This is a genomic window from Streptomyces pseudovenezuelae (genome assembly GCF_029892565.1).
GTDB classification, from domain to species: domain Bacteria; phylum Actinomycetota; class Actinomycetes; order Streptomycetales; family Streptomycetaceae; genus Streptomyces; species Streptomyces pseudovenezuelae_A.
In genome coordinates this window covers 672,663-689,495 of record NZ_JARXVH010000005.1, presented here as the reverse complement: position 1 = coordinate 689,495, position 16,833 = coordinate 672,663, and the positions used below count along the sequence as shown (strand labels likewise).

10 protein-coding genes are annotated in these 16,833 nt (G+C 72.3%); 1 reads left to right on the top strand and 9 read right to left on the bottom strand.

Features of this window, described 5'->3' with window-relative positions; genetic code table 11:
* Window positions 1–453: 453 nt before the first annotated feature.
* The 5 genes from M2283_RS19555 to M2283_RS19535 form a co-directional block, all read right to left on the bottom strand.
* Window positions 454–1,710: a TIGR02679 family protein gene (locus M2283_RS19555; protein WP_280877561.1), complete on the bottom strand. Its 1,257-nt coding sequence runs from the start codon at window positions 1,708–1,710 to the stop codon at window positions 454–456.
* Window positions 1,707–5,858 (bottom strand): TIGR02680 family protein, encoded by a 4,152-nt coding sequence (locus tag M2283_RS19550; RefSeq protein ID WP_280877560.1) that lies wholly within the window; start codon window positions 5,856–5,858, stop codon window positions 1,707–1,709. Before M2283_RS19550 ends, M2283_RS19555 begins: the two co-directional genes overlap by 4 nt.
* On the bottom strand, window positions 5,855–7,084 hold the full coding sequence (locus M2283_RS19545) for a TIGR02678 family protein (protein ID WP_280877559.1): 1,230 nt from the start codon (window positions 7,082–7,084) through the stop codon (window positions 5,855–5,857). Before M2283_RS19545 ends, M2283_RS19550 begins: the two co-directional genes overlap by 4 nt.
* Window positions 7,084–8,667, bottom strand: coding sequence for a TIGR02677 family protein (locus tag M2283_RS19540; protein ID WP_280877558.1), 1,584 nt, complete (start codon window positions 8,665–8,667; stop codon window positions 7,084–7,086). The genes M2283_RS19545 and M2283_RS19540 overlap by 1 nt, the downstream gene beginning before the upstream one ends.
* A 73-nt stretch (window positions 8,668–8,740) precedes the next feature.
* Window positions 8,741–9,034, bottom strand: a complete 294-nt coding sequence (locus M2283_RS19535) for a Txe/YoeB family addiction module toxin (protein ID WP_280877557.1) — start codon at window positions 9,032–9,034, stop codon at window positions 8,741–8,743.
* A gap of 229 nt (window positions 9,035–9,263) precedes the next feature.
* On the opposite strand from M2283_RS19535, the gene M2283_RS19530 reads away from it, so the two are divergent.
* The gene (locus tag M2283_RS19530) at window positions 9,264–11,114 is read left to right on the top strand and encodes a helix-turn-helix domain-containing protein (RefSeq protein ID WP_280877556.1); all 1,851 of its coding nucleotides are present in this window, start codon (window positions 9,264–9,266) and stop codon (window positions 11,112–11,114) included.
* Between the two features lie 39 nt (window positions 11,115–11,153).
* Here M2283_RS19530 and M2283_RS19525 read toward each other — a convergent pair whose 3' ends face one another.
* The 4 genes from M2283_RS19525 to M2283_RS19510 all read right to left on the bottom strand — a co-directional run bounded on the left by M2283_RS19525 (window position 11,154) and on the right by M2283_RS19510 (window position 16,832).
* Entirely contained in the window at window positions 11,154–11,810 is a 657-nt protein-coding gene (locus tag M2283_RS19525) for a response regulator transcription factor (RefSeq protein ID WP_280877555.1), read from the bottom strand.
* Window positions 11,807–13,144 (bottom strand): sensor histidine kinase, encoded by a 1,338-nt coding sequence (locus M2283_RS19520; RefSeq protein WP_280877554.1) that lies wholly within the window; start codon window positions 13,142–13,144, stop codon window positions 11,807–11,809. Before M2283_RS19520 ends, M2283_RS19525 begins: the two co-directional genes overlap by 4 nt.
* Window positions 13,145–13,212: 68 nt before the next feature.
* Window positions 13,213–15,561: an MMPL family transporter gene (locus M2283_RS19515; protein WP_280877553.1), complete on the bottom strand. Its 2,349-nt coding sequence runs from the start codon at window positions 15,559–15,561 to the stop codon at window positions 13,213–13,215.
* A 137-nt stretch (window positions 15,562–15,698) separates the two neighbouring features.
* Entirely contained in the window at window positions 15,699–16,832 is a 1,134-nt protein-coding gene (locus M2283_RS19510; protein WP_280877552.1) for an MSMEG_0565 family glycosyltransferase, read from the bottom strand.
* Window position 16,833: the final 1 nt, after the last annotated feature.

Here is a 16,833-nt window from a genome sequence, read left to right as displayed (position 1 = left end):
ACACCTGCGACCATGAGGGCCCGACCGCGGTCACGATGCGCCAACACCGCCCCCGACCAGGCCGACAACCGCGTCGATATCCCCGCCGACACCGGTCGACCCCATTCCGCACCAGGGCGACGTATCCGCAGGTCACCACGGCCTTGTTGGCGTGGTCGGCAGCCCGACATCCCCCTCTGCACACCCCCACGCCACCCCCGACAAGAAAAGGAAGGGAAGGGCGGGCGGGGCGGGTGGGCGCGCCTCGGGGGATCGGGGCGCGGCGGATCTCTTGCGCGTCGGCGGCAGCCTCCGCGCTTGGCGCGGCACGAACGGCGCACCAGCACTGCCAGGACCTGGGCAGTGGAGCGGGGACGAAGAGGGGATCTCCAGACCCGCTGCCTGAAGGAGCGCGTCGAATTTGAGCCTGCCCTGTCGGCGGGCGAAAGTTCACGTGTCGCCAGCATGACGAGCTCAAGGCGAGAGGTCGGCCAGGAGGATGTCCAGGACGGTCTCCTCCTCGATGCGCACGCCGAGTTCGGCCAGCGCCGCGGCCAGGTCGGAATCCCATGCGGCGGTGGCCGGTGTGCCGGTGAGGGGCGGTGCCAACGATGTGGCGGCGGCCGCGGTGCGGTAGTCGGCGGCGGTGTAGTGCCAGGGCTGCCAGGGGACGCCACGCAGCAGCGCGTCGGCGATGCGCAAGCCGCCCCAGTCGAAGTCACCGTGGTAGCGGAGCGTGGATTCGCGGGAGTGGAGGTGGCGCAGCAAGGTGAGGGCGGCGGCCGAGGGCTGACCCTGGAGACAGACCAGGGGCCGGCAGGCGGGGCCGTGGGTGTCGGCCGCGGTGGCCAGGACGGTCGGGTTCTCGCACACGTACACGACCCCGGGCGCCGTCCTCGGCGGGCTGTGGGTGAGTTGGCGCAGCGTTAGGACGGCCGGTTCGCCCGCGTCGGTCATCCAGTCCAGGGCGGGGGTGCCGCGCAGGCCCAAGGTGAGGACGGTGGAGGAGAGGGCATCTCTGAGCAGGCCGGCCGAGGCCCAGGCCTCGCGGCGCCACTCGGCTCCGTTGCCGTCGGGGAAGCCGGTCAGGGCACGGATGCCAGACAGGACGATGGCGGCGAGCGGAGTTCCGTCGTCGAGCGCGTGAGCGTTTCCGAGAGCCGTGGCGGCGAAGGCGGGCAGAGACACCGCCGGGTCGGCGGGCAAGGCCCGGAGGGCGGTCGTGGCGTCGGTGAGCAGGACCTTCGCCGCTTGCGGGGTGCGGGCGAGGCGGCGTACGAGACCGTCCTTGCGCAACTGCAGGGACCACTCCGCCAGCTCGGGCCGCAGCATGGCCAGCGGGGCGTAGGCGTCCTGCCAGGCGTTCACTTCCTGTTCGCGTATGTCGGCGAGCCGAGGGACGGGGCCGGTGAGGGCGGTCACGGCGGCGGCGAGGCCGTCGGGGCTGATGCCGGAGCGGCGCAGCACGGCATCCACCGCGTCGAGGCGCACGCTCAGTGAGCGTCCGGCGCGTGGGTTGCGGCCCAACAGACGTTCGGCGGCGGCACGTTCGGCGGTGGTGGCGGCGGTCTGGGTGAGCGGTCCGGTAAGGGGTTCGTCCCGCTCCATGCGGCGCCGGACGCGCTCGACCAGCCAGGCCAGGCCGGGGTCGCCGAGCAGGCGGCCGAGGCGGTCGAGGTCGATGCGCGGGCCGGGTTCGTCGGGGGGACCGGGCTGCCCGGGGCGGCTCATGCCCACAGTGGGCCCTGGCCGGTGCCGTCGGCGGGCCCGGGTGCCGCCGCGCCGAACTCAGTGGCCGGGGGAGCCGCCAGGGCGGGGAGGGTCGCCAGGCGGTGGTCCGGTTCATCCCCCCGTAGGCGCTCGGTGCCGTCCCATTCCCAGCGGGTCACCAAGACTGCGGCGATCTCGTCGACGCGGGAGAGCTGGGCGATGGCGATGCCGGGGACTTGTGGGTAACAGGCCCACTCGCGTTCGCTGGTCATCACCACGTCCAGGTCGAAGGCGTGCAGCAGGCCCAGGCACTTGGCCCGCGAGTCGTCGTCCACGCCGGCGAACGCCTCGTCCAGGGTGACCAGGCGCGGGGCGTCGGGGGCGGCCGTGGCGTAGTGCGAGGAGGCGGCGGCGAACAGCGGTACGGACACGGCCAGGACGCGTTCGCCGCCGGAGGCGGGGCCGGTGGCCGGAACCCAGGCGCCCTGCTGGTGGCGCTCGATGCCGAACTCGTGCCAGGACCGGTAATCCAGCGCTGCGGTGAGCACCTCAAGCCAGCTGCCCGCCGCGTCGTCGGACTGCCGGCGGGCGATCTCGGCCTGCAGGAACTCCCCGACCGCCGCCCGGTCCTCGGGTGCCCAAGCGTCCGCGGACTGGCGCAGGCGCTCCCGTGCCTGGGCCAGCCCGGTCGGCGCCTTGCGCGAGGAACGCCACACCAGACGCAGCTTCATGCCGGTGGACGTGGGCCGCTCCAGCAGTTCGGCGTTCATGGCCCGCACTTGCCGCTCGGCGGCGCCGATCAGCTCTTGCAGGGTGCCTGCGACCTCGGTGAGCAGGTGGGTTTCGAGGATCTCGCGTTCGTGCGCGGACAGGATGTGCGCCAGTTCCGTCACCTCAGCGGACAGGGCCGCAGCCAGGTCGGGCACGGTGCGCCGACGGGCCTGGTAGACGATGTCGACGACCATGCCGTCCTCGACCATGCGGGCGGTGGCGGTGTGGCCGCCGCGGGAGAGGGCGTCCTGGAGTTTCTTGTACTCCTCACTGAGCCGTTTCTGGACGCGTTCCCAGGCACCGTCGGAGTCGTCGGTGCCGGACGGGCCCGACAGCTGCGCCTCGATGGAGCGGGCGAGCGCGACGGCCGGGGTGGCCGCCCACGGTTCGCCGTCCAGCGGGGGCACGGCCGTCTCGGGCAGCGCCACGGGCAGCAGTCCGGTGGCCGCGAACCGCTGGAGCGCGGCGATCGCCTCGGCGCGCGAGGCGGCTGCCTCGCCCACATCCTTCTCCAGCTGCTCGATACGGCCCTCCGCATGGCCCACGCGCCGGCCGGCGGCGGTGTGCTCCTCGCGGGAGCGGCGCTGGTCGCGCTCGCACTCGGCCAGGGCCTCTGCCGTGGTGGCCAGGCGCCTCTCCAGCTCTGCGACGGCGGCACCGACGGTGGAGCGCAAGGTGGTGTGCCGTTCGTCGGCGGCGGCCGCCAGGCGGGCCGACTCCTCGGCACGCAGAGCCAGTTCGGCCACCCGCGCGCCAGCCTCTTCGGCTTCCGTGCGCTCGTCGGCCACCGCACGTCCGGCCTCGGCGCGCTCGCGCAGGGCGGGCCACAGGGCCGCCAGGACCGCGGCGTAGTCGGCCAGCGCCTGGCGGACTACGAGCAGCCGCGGACGGTCGGCCGGCAGGTTCACGGCCGCGGCCGTGTCGGTGAGTTCGGTGGCGGCCTCGGCTTCCTGCTCGGCCGCTGCGGTCACTTCCGCGGAGCGGTCGTCCTGGCGGGCGCGGGCCCGGTGGGCGGCGTCCGCGGCGGCCGCGGCCAGCGCGTGCGCGTGGCGCAGGGCGGCGTCGTCGGGAACGGCGGCCAGTTCGGCATCCAGAGTGCGGCGACGCCGGGCCACCGTGGCCCGCTCGGCCTCCAGCTCGTTCAACTGGCCTGCCAGGGCGTCCAGTTCGCCGCGCAGGACGGCGATCCGGGCCCGGCGTGCCTCTTCACGGGCGCCCTCGCCTACATACACGGCAGCCTGCTTCGACCAGCTGCCGGTCAGCGCTCCGACGCGGAACCGGCCGTCGGCCGCCACCCAGGTGTCGCCGCCGGAGCCGAGACCCACGGTAGCCAGAAGGCGGGCCACAATCTGCTCGCCCACCGCCACGGCGCGCAGGTCACCGTGGTCGACGGCCGGGCGCAGCACGTCGCCGAGCACCGGCCCGATCAGCGGGGCGCCCGGTGACAGCAGGACGTCATGCAGGTCTGTGTGCAGGACGGTGCCGTCCGGGCACACCCAGGCGTCCAGGATGCCGGAGGCCTCCAACGCCGCCTCCAGACCCGTGCGTTCACCGGCGGTGACGTGATCGTGGAAGTCGACCAGCCGCCACAGGGGCGCTCCGGGCGCCTGCTCACGCACGCTGGGAGTACGCGTGTGAGGTGCCGTGGGACCGCGCTGGCCTCCTGCCTCCAGGTCGGCCAGCTCCCGCTCGCTCTCGGCGCGCCGGGCGCTCAGTTCGGTCAGCCGTTGACCGAGGGCCGCCGTCCGGTCGGCCAGCTCCGTGGCCCGGGCGCGGTGGGCGTCCGCAGTGTGCACCCGTGCGGGAGAGGGACCCCGCAGATGCGTGACCCAGTCCTGCAGAGCGTCCAGCAGGCCCACCGGGTCCTGAGGGGTCAATTCCTCACAAACGTCGAGGTGTTCGCGTACGGCGGCGACCAGCTCCCGGCCCGCCCGGGCTGCGGCGGCCTCCGCCTGGGACTGCCGCTCAGCAGTGTGCCCGGCCTCGGTCTGCGCCTCGTCCAGCCGGCGTGCGGCGGCGCGCCGCTCGGCGGCGGCCTCCGCGGCGCGCGACGCCATTGCCTCCACGTGGTCGACCGTGCGCCGCCTGCGCGCCACCGATTCCTCGGCCGCGCGACGCAGCTCGGCCCCCGACGCGCCCTCGATGCGCAGTTCGGCGTCGAGGCGGGCGGCCGACGCCGCCTCCCGCTCGCGCGTGAGCGTGTCCGCGACCTGCTCCTCGGCCGCCGCGAGCCGCCTGCCGGCACCCTTGAGGCGGCCCAGGGCGCGAGTGTGCGCCTGAGCGGCCTGCTCCCGGTCCGCCTCGGTGCGGGAAAGCTCCCCGGCGGTGCGGCGGGCGTCCGCCGCCGCCTGCTCCAACTCCCGGGCACTGCGCATCTCGGGGCCCTCGCGCAGCGCTGCCTCCTGCGCCTTCAGCCGCGCGGCACTCTCCTCCAGCTGCGCGAGCCGCCCGGCGATCCGCTGCCGGTCCTCCTCGGCCTGTGACCGCTCGGTCTGGGCCTGCGCGAGATCGCGGTTCAGCTGTTCGTAGCGGGCGTGCTCGTGGCGCGGAAGCCGTGCACGGCGGCGGGTGGCGACGCGGGCGTAACGGCGGTAGTGGTCCAGGAAGGCCGAGGCGGCGCGCTCCGCCTCGGTGGCCGCCCGCAGCTCCTCCTTCTCCTCGTCCAAAGACCGGAATGCCTCGGCCACATCGGCGATCACCGCCTGGTCCATGGGCGGCAGCGCCTCGGTCAGCGCACGCGAGAGCGCCGTTTCATTGGGCCGCTTCGACAGCTGCGGCTGGCGCAGCTGGACGAGCAGGTCCACCAGGGCCGCATACCGGCGCTCACCCAGCCCGAACAGCGCCTCGTCCACCGCCCTGCGGTACGCCGTGGCCGTGTCGTACACCATGCCGCGCCCGGCGAGAGCCTCCGCGAGCCGGTCCCGCGTCAGCGCGGTCCCGGTGGCGTCGAGCAGACTGAGCTCCGGTCCGATCCGCTGGTCGGTGACGGCGTACCAGTGACGGGCGATGCCCCGCCCCGCCACCGCCTTCAGTCCGCAGGCCAGGGTGAGGAAGCGGTCCTGTCCCGTGGCCTCGTCGTGGCGGCCGAACTCGATCCAGGTGTAGCCGAGCCGCTCGGGGTAGGGATGCTGCCCGCCCAACAGCAGGTTCCACTCCATACGCTTGCCGGGATCGGCGTCGGGCTCCACGCGGCGCGCGGACAGGTCGCCGTCCAGGAGGAAGGGCAGGGTGAGGGCCAGGACCTTGGACTTGCCGGTGCCGTTGTTGCCACGCAACAGCAGCCGTCCGTCCCGGAACCAGAACTCCTCGGTGTCGTAGTAGAAGAGATCGACCAGGCCGATCCGCAGCGGCCGCCACCGGCCGGGCGCGGGAGTGGGCAGGGCGGTCACGGCGGTCATGCCTTTCGCTGAGAGGTACGAGGGGTGGGGACTCCGGGCTCCCGTACGAGGGTCTCGCCGACCGCGTACCGGGCCAGCGCCGGCAGCGCGGCGACGCCGCCGGGTACGGCGGCGACCAGGCCCAGCGCGGTCAGTCTGGCCAGAGCCTGGTCCACCAACTCCGCCTCCGCGCCCGGCTGTTTGGCGCTCTTGGACCAGAAGCCGCCGTGTTCGACGGCCAACTCCCGCACCCTGCGCTCCAGCTCACCACGGCTGACCGCGCCGGCGGCGGTCGAGAGGTGCTCGGCGAGCAGCAGGGTGACGTGTCCGTGGGTGCCCTGCTCGGGCATCCGTACGTCGGTCAGATCGTCCAGAGGGTCGACCATGGCGATTCCCTCGGCACGCACCTCCGCGACCAGGCCGGTCAGTTCGGTGATCCGGGCGGTGATGAAGGCGCGCTGGCGAGTGAAGTAGGCGAGCTCTTCGTCGGCCAACTCGGCGTAATACAGCACCGGGTCGTCCAGCAGCCGCCGGGTCAACCGCTGGCGGATGGCGCGGAAGCGCAGTTCGTCGCTGTCCAGCGCGCTCTCGGAGGTCAGCTCGACCAGACGGTCCTCGAAACCGTCCGCGGCGATCATCGACGGGCCGTGGCGGGCGGCGAGCAGTCCGGCCAGGACGCGACGCTGGACGTCGTAGAGCACATCACCCGCCCCGCTGACGTAGGCGTCCTCGTCCCCGGCCACCCGTCGTAGCACCCCGTAGCGCATGAGCAGCCGTACCACCGCAGCCAGATCCAGCCGCTCCTCGCGCCGTTCCAGCGTGAACTCGATCCCGGCGGCCGCCAGATGGGGATCGGCGGCGTCCAGGACCACCTGCTCGGCCAGCCGGCCGAGCGCGATCTGTGCCTCGCCGCGCTCCAGTGCGGCCAGCGCCAGGCAGAGCAAGACATAGCGGCGGCGGGTGAACGGCGCGCGGGCACGGGAGGCCTCGCGGGCCGGATGGGTAGGGTCGGCCAGGGTGCCGGGTGCTCTGGCCAGCCGCGCCGCGTCCGCGTCCACCCGCAGCGGCCAGCCGGTGTTGCGGTCGAACCAGTCGCGCAGGTCGCCGGCGTGCCGGCGCACCAGCCGGAACTCCTCCGCGTGCGGGCCGTGCGCAAGCAGCAGCGGCTCCTTCAGCAGTGCGCGGGCGGCCTTGTGGAACTCGGCGGTGCGTCGACCGTCCAGCACCTCGCCCAGGGGCGTGGTCATCACTCCTCCCCGCCAGAAGTGCCGGCGGCGCGCGCACGGCCGGTTCGGGTGAGATCGATGATCTCGACCAGGTGGTCGGGGCCGCTGAAGGTGCCGTCGGGGGTGCGGATCTTGGCCCTCATACCGTCAGCCAAGGCCGTGAGCCGGATCTCCATCGTGCCGTCGTTGCTGGTAGCGACGGTGGCCGTCGTGCCGGGCCGCCAGGTGGCCAAGGCGTCGCCGAGCAGCTGCAGGAACAGGCCGAAGGCGAGCGGGTCGAGTTCACCGAGCGCGGACAGCCTCGTGGTGCCGTCCGTCGCGAGGCTGGCACGGGCGGCCGTGATCTCCTGCGCCTGCTTGGCGGCGATCTCGGCGAGGTGCTTGCGCTGCTCGGACCGATCCTGCACCCGGCGGGTTCTGCCGCGCCGCTCGTAGCTACCGGTGCGGCGCAGCTGCGGGCTGATCCGCAGCGGCTCGGCCTCGGCCCACGGGGTGGAGGCGGCCACCGGGTGGGCGGAGCGCCGGTCGAGGGTGTCGGCGTCGACGGTGAGGTGACGTGCGGGATACAGCCCGAACGCGGCACGCCACAGCCGGTGCCGCGCCGCGTCGTCGGGGGCCTCGGCGAACCAGCGGGCCAGGGTGCGGAAGTCCGCCGAGCGGTCCGAGCGCCCGGCCCGCCGCTCGTTCAACTGCCGTACGACTGCCAGCAGCTGGGGGATGGCTCCCAGAGCGCGGCCGCGCAGCAGACGGGCCTGGGACTCGCGTCCCTCCGCCGAAACGAACCAGGCGGCCAGCCCCGACCACCTGCCCACCCACCGCTCATACGCTCGCGCCTCGGCGCTCTCGACCTCGCCGGGGGCGGCGTCGGCCGCCTCCCGGGCCGCCGCCAGCCGCAACAGCACGTCGACCCGGTCTTGCTCTTCCAACTCACCGATGAGCAGGGCGATCCGCCCTCCCAGGGTGATCAGATCCTGGATGAACCGCTCCAGGTACTGGATCAGGCGGTCCTTGTAGGCGAGGAAGACATCGACCTCCACACCGTGCAGGTCGATGGTGCGCTGCAGGGAACCCATGAAGGCCCGCGCGTTCTCCGCCAGTGCCTCGAACCTGCTCGTCAGCGTGGACAGCGCCAGATGTGTCTTGGCCGCATCCGGCTCGCCTTCCTCCTGCTCGGCGGCGAGAACCAGCAGGGCCCGCAACTGGGTGACGATGTCGTGCAGGGCCACCGCCTGCAGTGCACCGCGCCGCCCCAGCGCCTCGTCGTACGCGGACAGAGCCTGCTCGGCTGCCTCGCCGGCCTGGGTGAGTTGGTAGATGAAGCGTTTGCGGTAGAAGTCCTCGACCGCGGTGACCCGGGAAGTGTCCGGATCCGCCCGCAGATTGCCCCAATCGACAAGGCTGTCCAGCGCCTTGACCACCGTGTCCACGTCGGCGGGCCGCTGCTCCGGCGGCAGCGCCGCGAACACGTCCTCAGGCCGCAAGTGGACGGCGAAGCGCTCCTTGGCAGCCAGGAAGGCTCCCATGACCAGGCGGTACAGGGCGGCGTTGGGCACAGTGAGATGAGCGAAGGGCGTATACGCGGCCCGGGCCGGTCCGGAAGGCATCGACGTCATCGTTCAGGCATTCTCCCCGACGGACACCCCGCTGTGGCAATCGTGGCCTGATCCTCGCGCAGGGTCACGCCGGGGCGGGCTCTCGCCGCCCGCGCAGTCGGCCGTACTTCGTGGGCCGAGCCTTGAGGATCTTGACCTGCTTGTCATCGGCTCGGTAGACGAGGCGGTGTTCTTCGTCGATGCAGCGCAACCAGTAGCCGGACAGGTCCCCCTTGAGCGGTTCGGGTTTGCCGATGCCGTTGAAAGGATCGCGTTGAATCTCGCCGATGGGACGAACGATAGGGCGCACCATCTTGCGGTCGGTCCCGAGCCAGTGCTGGAAGTCGTCGACCGCGTAGTTCTTCGGTCCGGAGCGCACCCCCCGCGCGCCCCGGACCGCCCCCCATCTCGCCGGGACTCTCCGGCACGGCGCAATGCCGGTTCGTCCGAAGTCGTCGACCGGCGCCCCTGAATCGCCGGTCGACGTGCCCTCGTGGCCGGTAGGCTCCGGCATGGACAGATTCGTCCGAAACCTCGCCGGTCGCGAGTGGTCGGCTGTTGCCAGGGTGTTTTTGGCAACACGGTTCGGACGATGGGCTGTTGGGGGGATGATCATCGAGCACGACGGATTCGGTGCCGACTTACGACGGCGCCGCATCGCGGCCGGCCTGTCGCTGAGCGAGTTGGCCGGCAAGGTGTACTGCAGCCGCAGCTTCCTGAGCCGCGTCGAGAACGGACGCCGTAGAGCGTCACCGGAGTTGGCCCAGCTGTGCGACGAAGTACTGGGCGCCAAGGGGGCGTTGGTCGGCCTGGTGCCGCCGGCGGGCTCCGAAACCGTATTGAAGGCTGTCCGGAAGCCTCCCGACGAGCGGACGATCGGCCTGGTCAAGTCGTCCGGAAAAGATGCCCGTTCGGCTCGCGCACAGGAGCGCGCCGAGTTCCGGAGGCTGTTGCGGCGCGGTGACCTGAGCCATGCCGCGGGCGAGATGCGGGAGGCGGACCGGCACTACACAGCCGCGTACCGCGCCGCCGCCGGCGATCCGCGGGCGCAGGGCGAGGCCGTGATCAGGATGGCTCGGCGCTGGTCCGATCCAGGCCAGGTCGACCGTGAGCTGCTGCAGTCGATCAAGGGCTGTCTGGCCGCGTTGCAGGGCGACGAGAGCATCGAGGCAGCCGGGTTGAGGCTGCGGCTGCAGGCCCATCTTGCCAAGAAGATGTCCATGGCGGTCAGTCAGGACACCGCGGCGGGGCTGGCGGGGCCCGGCGAGGGAGCGCGGCTCGCCGAGGACACGCTGCGGCGATTACCCACCTTGCTCGGTGGGGACGCGTCGCGCCAATTACCCGGCGACGGTGGCGGTGGCGGTAGCAGCAGCGGTAGTGGTGATGGCGACCGTGCTTACGAGGTGCACTGCGAAGTTCTCATCGAGTGCCGTTGGGCACGCTACGACTTCATGCCCGCCCCCGAAGCGCTGACGCTCTCCGAGCAGTTGCGCGACGCCGCGGCTCGGCACGACTCGCCCTACTTCCGCGGCGAGGCGCTCATGGCCCTCGCCATCGACCAGTTGCGCAACGGCAAGATCTTCAGCGCCCTCGCCACGGCGAACCAGTACCGCAAGCACGCCGCGGACACCCACAGCACCCTCGTCGTCTGGCAACAGCGCACCCTCGACGCCCTGCTCGACCTGTGGCACGGCCGGTTCGACGCCGCCGCGGACTGGATCTTCCGCGAGTCCCTGGAATTCGTCGAACTGCTCAGCGCCGACTTCGCCGCACCCGCCGACAACCTGCGCCAGACCCGCCTCGGCCAGGCCTACTGGCTGCTGCGCCAACAGGGCCGACTGGTCGAGCTGTTCACCTCCGACCTGGCCGGGGACGTCGAGCGGCACGCCTACTTCCCGATCTGGCGGGCCGGTCTGGCCCTCGCCCTGTGCGAGACCGGTCAGTACGCCGAAGGGGCGGACCTGTTCCTCGGCTGCGCCGCCGAGGCCGACCTGTTCCCGCCGTCGGGCTGGACGGTGTCCACGCTCGTCATCCTGGCGGAGGTCTGTGCGGCGCTCGATCTCCAAGGCGGGTTCGAGGGCGAGTTGGCGCAGGTCGTACCCGCGCTCCGCGCACACCTCGCACCGCACGACGGCGAGCAGATCGCCCTGGCCGGCTGGCCCACCGTCCTGCTCGGCCCGACCGCCCGGGCCTGCGGGCTGCTGGCCCTGGCCGCGGGGGAGCCGGAGACCGCCCTCGACCACTTCCGGCAGGCGGAGATCCCGGCCCGCTCCTCCCAACCGGAACTCGCCCGCCTCCGCCTGGCCCGCGCCCGCGCGCTGCGCCGGGCCGCAGGCCCCGGGAGCGAGCAACACTCGGACCGACTCCTCCGGGAGGCGCTGCGCGGGGCGGAGGCGTACGGCATGACGTGGTTCGGCGGGCAGTGCCGGGCGCTGTTGGACGACCCCGGGCGGAGTTGACGGACCCAAGAACCCAAAGAACCTGAGAAGGTGGCTCCCTCAAGCCGGCCGCACCAACCCCGTGTCGTACGCGAAGATCACCGCCTGCACCCGATCCCGCGCGTCGATCTTCGTGAGGATGCGGCCGATGTGGGACTTGACCGTGGATTCGGCGAGGTGGAGGCGGTCGGCGATTTCCTGGTTGGTCCAGCCGGAGGCCATCGCGGTGAGGACTTCGCGTTCGCGGCCGGTGAGGTCGTCGAGGCGGCGTTGTTGGCGGGGGCTGTGGCCGGGGAGGCGGTCGCTGAAGGCGTCGATCAGTTTGCGGGTGAGGCCGGGGGAGATGACGGCGTCGCCCGCCGCCACCGCCCTTACGCCGGCGACGAGTTCGTCGGGCTGGGCGTCCTTGAGGAGGAAGCCGCTGGCGCCGGCCCGCAGGGCGTCGTAGGCGTGCTCGTCGAGGTCGAAGGTGGTCAGCACCAGGATGCGGGAGCGGCCGCCGGACTCGACGATGCGGCGGGTGGCCTCGATGCCGTCCATGCCGGGCATGCGGACGTCCATCAGGACGACGTCGGGGCGGAGTTCGGCGGTCATGCGGACCGCCTCGCTGCCGTTGGCGGCCTCGCCGACGACGTTCATGTCGGAGTGGGCCTCCAGGAGCATGCTGAAGCCCATGCGTTGCAGGGCCTGGTCGTCGACGATGAGCACGGTGGTCATGAGGGGTGCTTCTCCGGGGAGTTGGGCTGTGGAGTGGGGACGAGGAGCGCTTGGACGGTCCAGCCGCCGTCGGTGTTGGGGCCTGCGGTGACATTGCCGCCGTAGAGGGCGGCACGTTCCCGTATGCCGACCAGGCCACGGCCGATTCGCTTGCTGGGACGGCCTGTTGAGGGCGTGCGGGCGGGGCCGGTGTCCTCGACCGTTACGTGGACGGCGTCCGGGGCGGCGGTCAGGGTCACGTGGACCGAGGTGTCGGAGGCGGCGTACTTGACGGTGTTGGTCAGGGCCTCCTGGACGATGCGGTAGACGGAGAGCTGGAGGCCCGGGGCCAGGCCGGTGAGGTCGCCGCGGGTGTCGAGGATGACGGTGGGACCGGCGGCGCGGACCCGGTCGAGCAGGTCGTCGAGGTCGGTCAGGCGTGGCTGCGGGGCGAGTTGGGAGTCGCCCGGCCGGTCGTCCTCGTCGCCGATGACCGCGAGGAGCCGACGCAGTTCCGCCAGGGCGTCCCGGCCGCTCTCGCCGATGAGGCGCAGGGTCTGGGCGCCGCGCTCGGGCTTGGTCGCGGCGAGTGCGGCGGCGCCGTCGGCCAGGCCGACGATGACGGCGAGGGTGTGGCCGAGGATGTCGTGCATCTCCCGGGAGACGCGGGCGCGTTCGCGTGCGGTGGCGAGGTCGGCCTGCTGGTCGCGTTCGTGGCGCAGGGCGTCGATATAGGCGTTGACCAGTCTGCTGAGCAGCCCCAGCGCGGCGACGGCAACCAAGGTGATCACGGACATGATGGTGACCGAGGCCGGCCGTGTGGCCTGGTCCATCTGCTCGCTCCGCCAGATGATGGCGGTCCACCACCCCAGCACCGCAACGGTGACGGTGAGGGCCAGGACCATCTGGCGAGGGGTGCAGAGGCGACCGACGTGGTACAGGGCCACGAAGCGTGCCGTGTCGGCGCCGGAGGCCACGCCCAGGGGGAGTGCCGTCACCGCGGCAGCGGTGACGAGGGTGAACACCAGCAGGGGCCGGCGTTCCCGCCACAGGAGCGGGACGGAGAAGGCGAGGAGGAGGGCCAGCTGGGGCAGGGCGTCACCGTTGGCGGGGTTGAGCAGGGAGAGGGTGCCGAGCCAGGCGCACAGGGCCGGTACCGCCCAGCGCCGGATCTGGGGGTGCGCCGTGTCGGCCCGTCGCCACGCGGCGAGCCGGAGGATGAGCGAGGTGAGCACGCGCTGGTCGGCGTCGGTGGTCAGCCTCTCCAGAATCCGCTCGTCGCCCGGACGGCGGTAACCCGATGAGGTTGCCGCCTGCTCGCGCGAGGTCGAGCGCCTGGGGGAGCGTGCGGTCACAGGGCGTCCTTCGCGGGTCGGGACCGCCCACCGGTTCCGGGGGGAGGGAACCGGCGGGCGGGGTTGCGTCAGTTCTTGCGGGTCAGTCTCTTCCCCAGTTCCCTCAACGCCGAGCTCTTCGGTTCGGTCGTGTCGGCGGACGCGCCGTCGCCGCCCCCGCCGACGAGCACGGGGTCCGCACTCGGGGGTACCGAGGTGCCGGCGTCGGCGTGGACCGGGGCCCCAGCCTGGTCGGCGCCTGCCCGCTCCGCGGCCAGGGCGCGGCGCAGGTTCTCGCCCTCGACGTCCACGTTCGGCATGATCCGGTCGAGCCACCCGGGCAGCGCCCAGGCGCGGTGGCCCAGCAGCGCCATCACGGCCGGGACGATGGTCATGCGGACCACGAAGGCGTCGAAGAACACGGCGGCTGCGAGGCCGAGGCCGATGGACTTGATGAGCGCCACGTCGTCCAGGAGGAAGCCGGCGAACACGGAGATCATGATGACCGCCGCCGCGGTGACGACCCGCGCGCTGTGCCGGAAACCCTGGACCACGGCGTGGGTGGGTTCGGCCCCGTGGACGTACTCCTCGCGCATCCGGGTGACCAGGAAGACCTCGTAGTCCATGGCGAGTCCGAAGACCACGCCGATCAGCAGGATGGGCAGGACGCTCACGATGGGCGCGGTCTCCTCGACGCCGATGACGTCCTTGAGCCAGCCCCACTGGAAGACGGCGACCACGACGCCGAGGGTGGCACCCACGCTGAGCAGGAAGCCGAGGGCCGCCTTGAGCGGGACCAGGATCGACCGGAAGACCAGCAGGAGCAGGATCAGCGCCAGACCGACCACGATCCCGAGGTAGGGGATGAGGGCCTGGGAGAGCTTGCTGGAGACGTCGATGTTGAGGGCCGTGGTGCCGGTGACCATCAGGTCGGCGCCCGTGTCCTGGTGCAGCCTGCCGTTCTGGTCGCGGATGTCGGTGACCAGGTCCTTGGTGGCCTGGCTGCTCGGCGCGCTCTTCGGTACGGCGCTGATCAGGGCCACGTCGCCGGACTGGTTGAACACGGCGTCGCGCACCACCGCGACGTCGGGCAGCGTCTTGATCCGCGCGACCGCGTCCGCGGCGGCGGACTTCGCGTCCTTGCTGTCGTGGGCGTCGACGACCACGGTCAGCGGTCCGTTGAAGCCCGGCCCGAAGCCCTTGCTGAGGGTGTCGTAGGCGATGCGCTGGGTGCTGCCCGGGGTCTGTACGGAGTCGTCGGGCAGGGCCAGGCGCAGCGAGGTGACCGGGATGGCCAGCAGACCCAGGCCGAGCACGGAGACGGCGAGGACCTTGACCGGGTTGCGGGTGACGAACCTCGCCCAGCGCACGCCCATGGCCTCGCCCTCGCCGCGCTCCTCCAGTGCGTGCATACGGCGGGTGAGGAGCGGGGCCTTCATGATCCGCCGGCCGGTGAAGCCCAGCACCGCGGGCAGCAGGGTCAGCGCGATGAGGACGGCGACGGCGACGGCGAACGCCGAGGCCAGGCCCATCGACGTCAGCATCCTGACGCCGATGACGCTCAGGCCCGCCAGCGCGATCATGACGGTGAGGCCGGCGAAGACGACGGCGGAACCGGCGGTGCCCAGGGCACGTCCGGCGGCCTCCTCCGGTTCGTGGCCCTCGCGGATCTCGTTGCGGTAGCGGGAGACGATGAACAGCGCGTAGTCGATGGCCACCGCCAGGCCCAGCATCAGGGCCAGGGTCGAGGAGGCCGAGGACATGTCCACGAACGCGGTGGCGATGGTGATCGACATGACGGCCACGCCCACGCCGAGGACCGCGGTCAGCAGCGGGAGTCCCGCCGCGATCAGAGAGCCGAAGGTGATCACCAGGGCGACCGCGGCGACCGCGAGCCCGATCAGCTCGGTCGCCTTGCTGCCGGCCTCGTCCTGTACGGCGTCACCGCCCATGCTGACCGTCAGCCCGGCCTTCTCGCCCTCGGCGGCGACCTTCTTCAGGGCGTCGTGCGCGGGGGCGCCGATGTCGGACTTGGCGACCTTGTAGGTCACCTGCGTGTAGGCGATGGAGCCGGACTCGCTGACCAGCCCGCCGGTGAACGGGTCGGAGACGTTCGCCACCTGCGAGCCCGTCCTCAACTCGGCCAGCAGCGAGGTGATTTCCGCCTTGTTGGCGGTGGAGGTGAGCTTCTGTCCGGCGGGGGCCTCGAAGACGACCCGGGCGCTCGCGCCCGAGGCGGAGGCCTGCGGGAACTCCTTCTCCAGCAGGTCGATGGCCTGCTGGGACTGGGTACCGGGCACCGTGAAGCTGTCGGTGGTCGAGCCGGTGGAACTCATGGCTCCGATGCCCACGGCGGCCAGGACGGCGATCCACAACATCAGGACGACGCGTCGCCGCCGGAAGGCGAGCCGTCCCAGTCGGTACAGGAAGGTGGCCACGGGTTACTCCCACCAGGAGAAGAGATCAATTGCGTGAGCGGGGCCTGATCGACCCTTGATCTCAAGCTAGGAGCCGTTTTGCGCGCTTCCTGCCCCCTGCGGGACCGAATCGGCGGCCGGTGATTAGTACCGCCGTACTAGTGCGTCTCCTCCTTCCAGCGCCACTTCTCCTCCGGGCGCCGCTCCTCCTCGGCCCGATAGAAGTCGACGTGACCCCGAGCAGCCGCCTCCCACGTGTGCCGCGCGGCCAGCCTCCGCCCGGACTCCCGCCGCGCCGCCCCCTCCGCGTCCGTCAGCGCCCGCCCCAGCTCCTCCGCCAACTCCCCTGCCGTACCGGCGAATCGGGCCGCCCCGTCGAACACCTCCCGCAGCACCGGCAGATCGCGGACCACCAGCGGTACGCCCGCCGCCAGCGCCTCCATCGCCGCGAGCCCGAAGCCCTCCTTGAGGGACGGGAAGGCGAAGGCGTCGGCGGCTGCTACGAGAGTGGGGAGGTCAGGGTCCGGAACCGGGCCCAACACCACCGGTTCCACGCCGAGTTCGGCCGCCCGCGTCTCCCAGCGCGCCCGGTAGTCGCGGTAGTCGAAGAGGGTCTCGCCGCCCGCGATCACGAGGCGTACGTCGGGATGCCGGGCGCGCAGCAGCGCGTACGCCTCCAGCAGGTCGAGGGAGCCCTTGCGGGGCTCGATGCCGCCGACCGTGAGGACGTAACGGCCCAGGCGTCGGCGCCAGTTGGCCGTGCCTTCCACGTCCCGGGCCGCGGTGGCGAAACGGTCGTACGCGACGCCGTTGGGGATGACCGTCGCCCCGATGCCCCAGCCGGCGGAGAGTTCGGCCGCGACGGACGCCGAGACGCAGATGTGGGCGTGCGGTTCGACGATCGCGCGTTCGTGGCAGGCGGCCAGTTCGGGGGTCGTGAAGTGGTCGATGTGGTGGACCGTGCGGACGCAGCGGCCGTGCACCGCGTTGGCGCTGATGCAGTCCTGGGCGTGCACGACGTCGTAGGGGGCGGGGTCGAAGGCCGCGCGGAGGGTGGCGATGGAGCGCAGGATGCGCGCGCCCGTCGGCTCACCGGCGGGACCGTCCGGGAACGGCACGATCCGCAGCCGCACCCGCGCGTCCACCGGCCGGAAGAAGCCCTGATCCCCACCCCGCCCCAGCGTCCACACCGTGACGTCCTCGCCCAGCGCCGCCAGCGCCTCCGCGAGGGCGAGGGTGTGCACGACCCCGCCGCGGGGCTTGGTGGAGTAGCTGAGCAATGCGATCTTCATC

What these genes read in the sequence shown, in the direction of transcription:
- M2283_RS19555 (WP_280877561.1), bottom strand. Translation starts at nt 1,710, where the DNA reads ATGAGCCGCCCCGGGCAGCCCGGTCCCCCCGACGAACCCGGCCCGCGC.
- M2283_RS19550 (WP_280877560.1), bottom strand. Translation starts at nt 5,858, where the DNA reads ATGACCGCCGTGACCGCCCTGCCCACTCCCGCGCCCGGCCGGTGGCGG.
- M2283_RS19545 (WP_280877559.1), bottom strand. Translation starts at nt 7,084, where the DNA reads ATGACCACGCCCCTGGGCGAGGTGCTGGACGGTCGACGCACCGCCGAG.
- M2283_RS19540 (WP_280877558.1), bottom strand. Translation starts at nt 8,667, where the DNA reads ATGCCTTCCGGACCGGCCCGGGCCGCGTATACGCCCTTCGCTCATCTC.
- M2283_RS19530 (WP_280877556.1), top strand. Translation starts at nt 9,264, where the DNA reads ATGATCATCGAGCACGACGGATTCGGTGCCGACTTACGACGGCGCCGC.
- M2283_RS19525 (WP_280877555.1), bottom strand. Translation starts at nt 11,810, where the DNA reads ATGACCACCGTGCTCATCGTCGACGACCAGGCCCTGCAACGCATGGGC.
- M2283_RS19510 (WP_280877552.1), bottom strand. Translation starts at nt 16,832, where the DNA reads ATGAAGATCGCATTGCTCAGCTACTCCACCAAGCCCCGCGGCGGGGTC.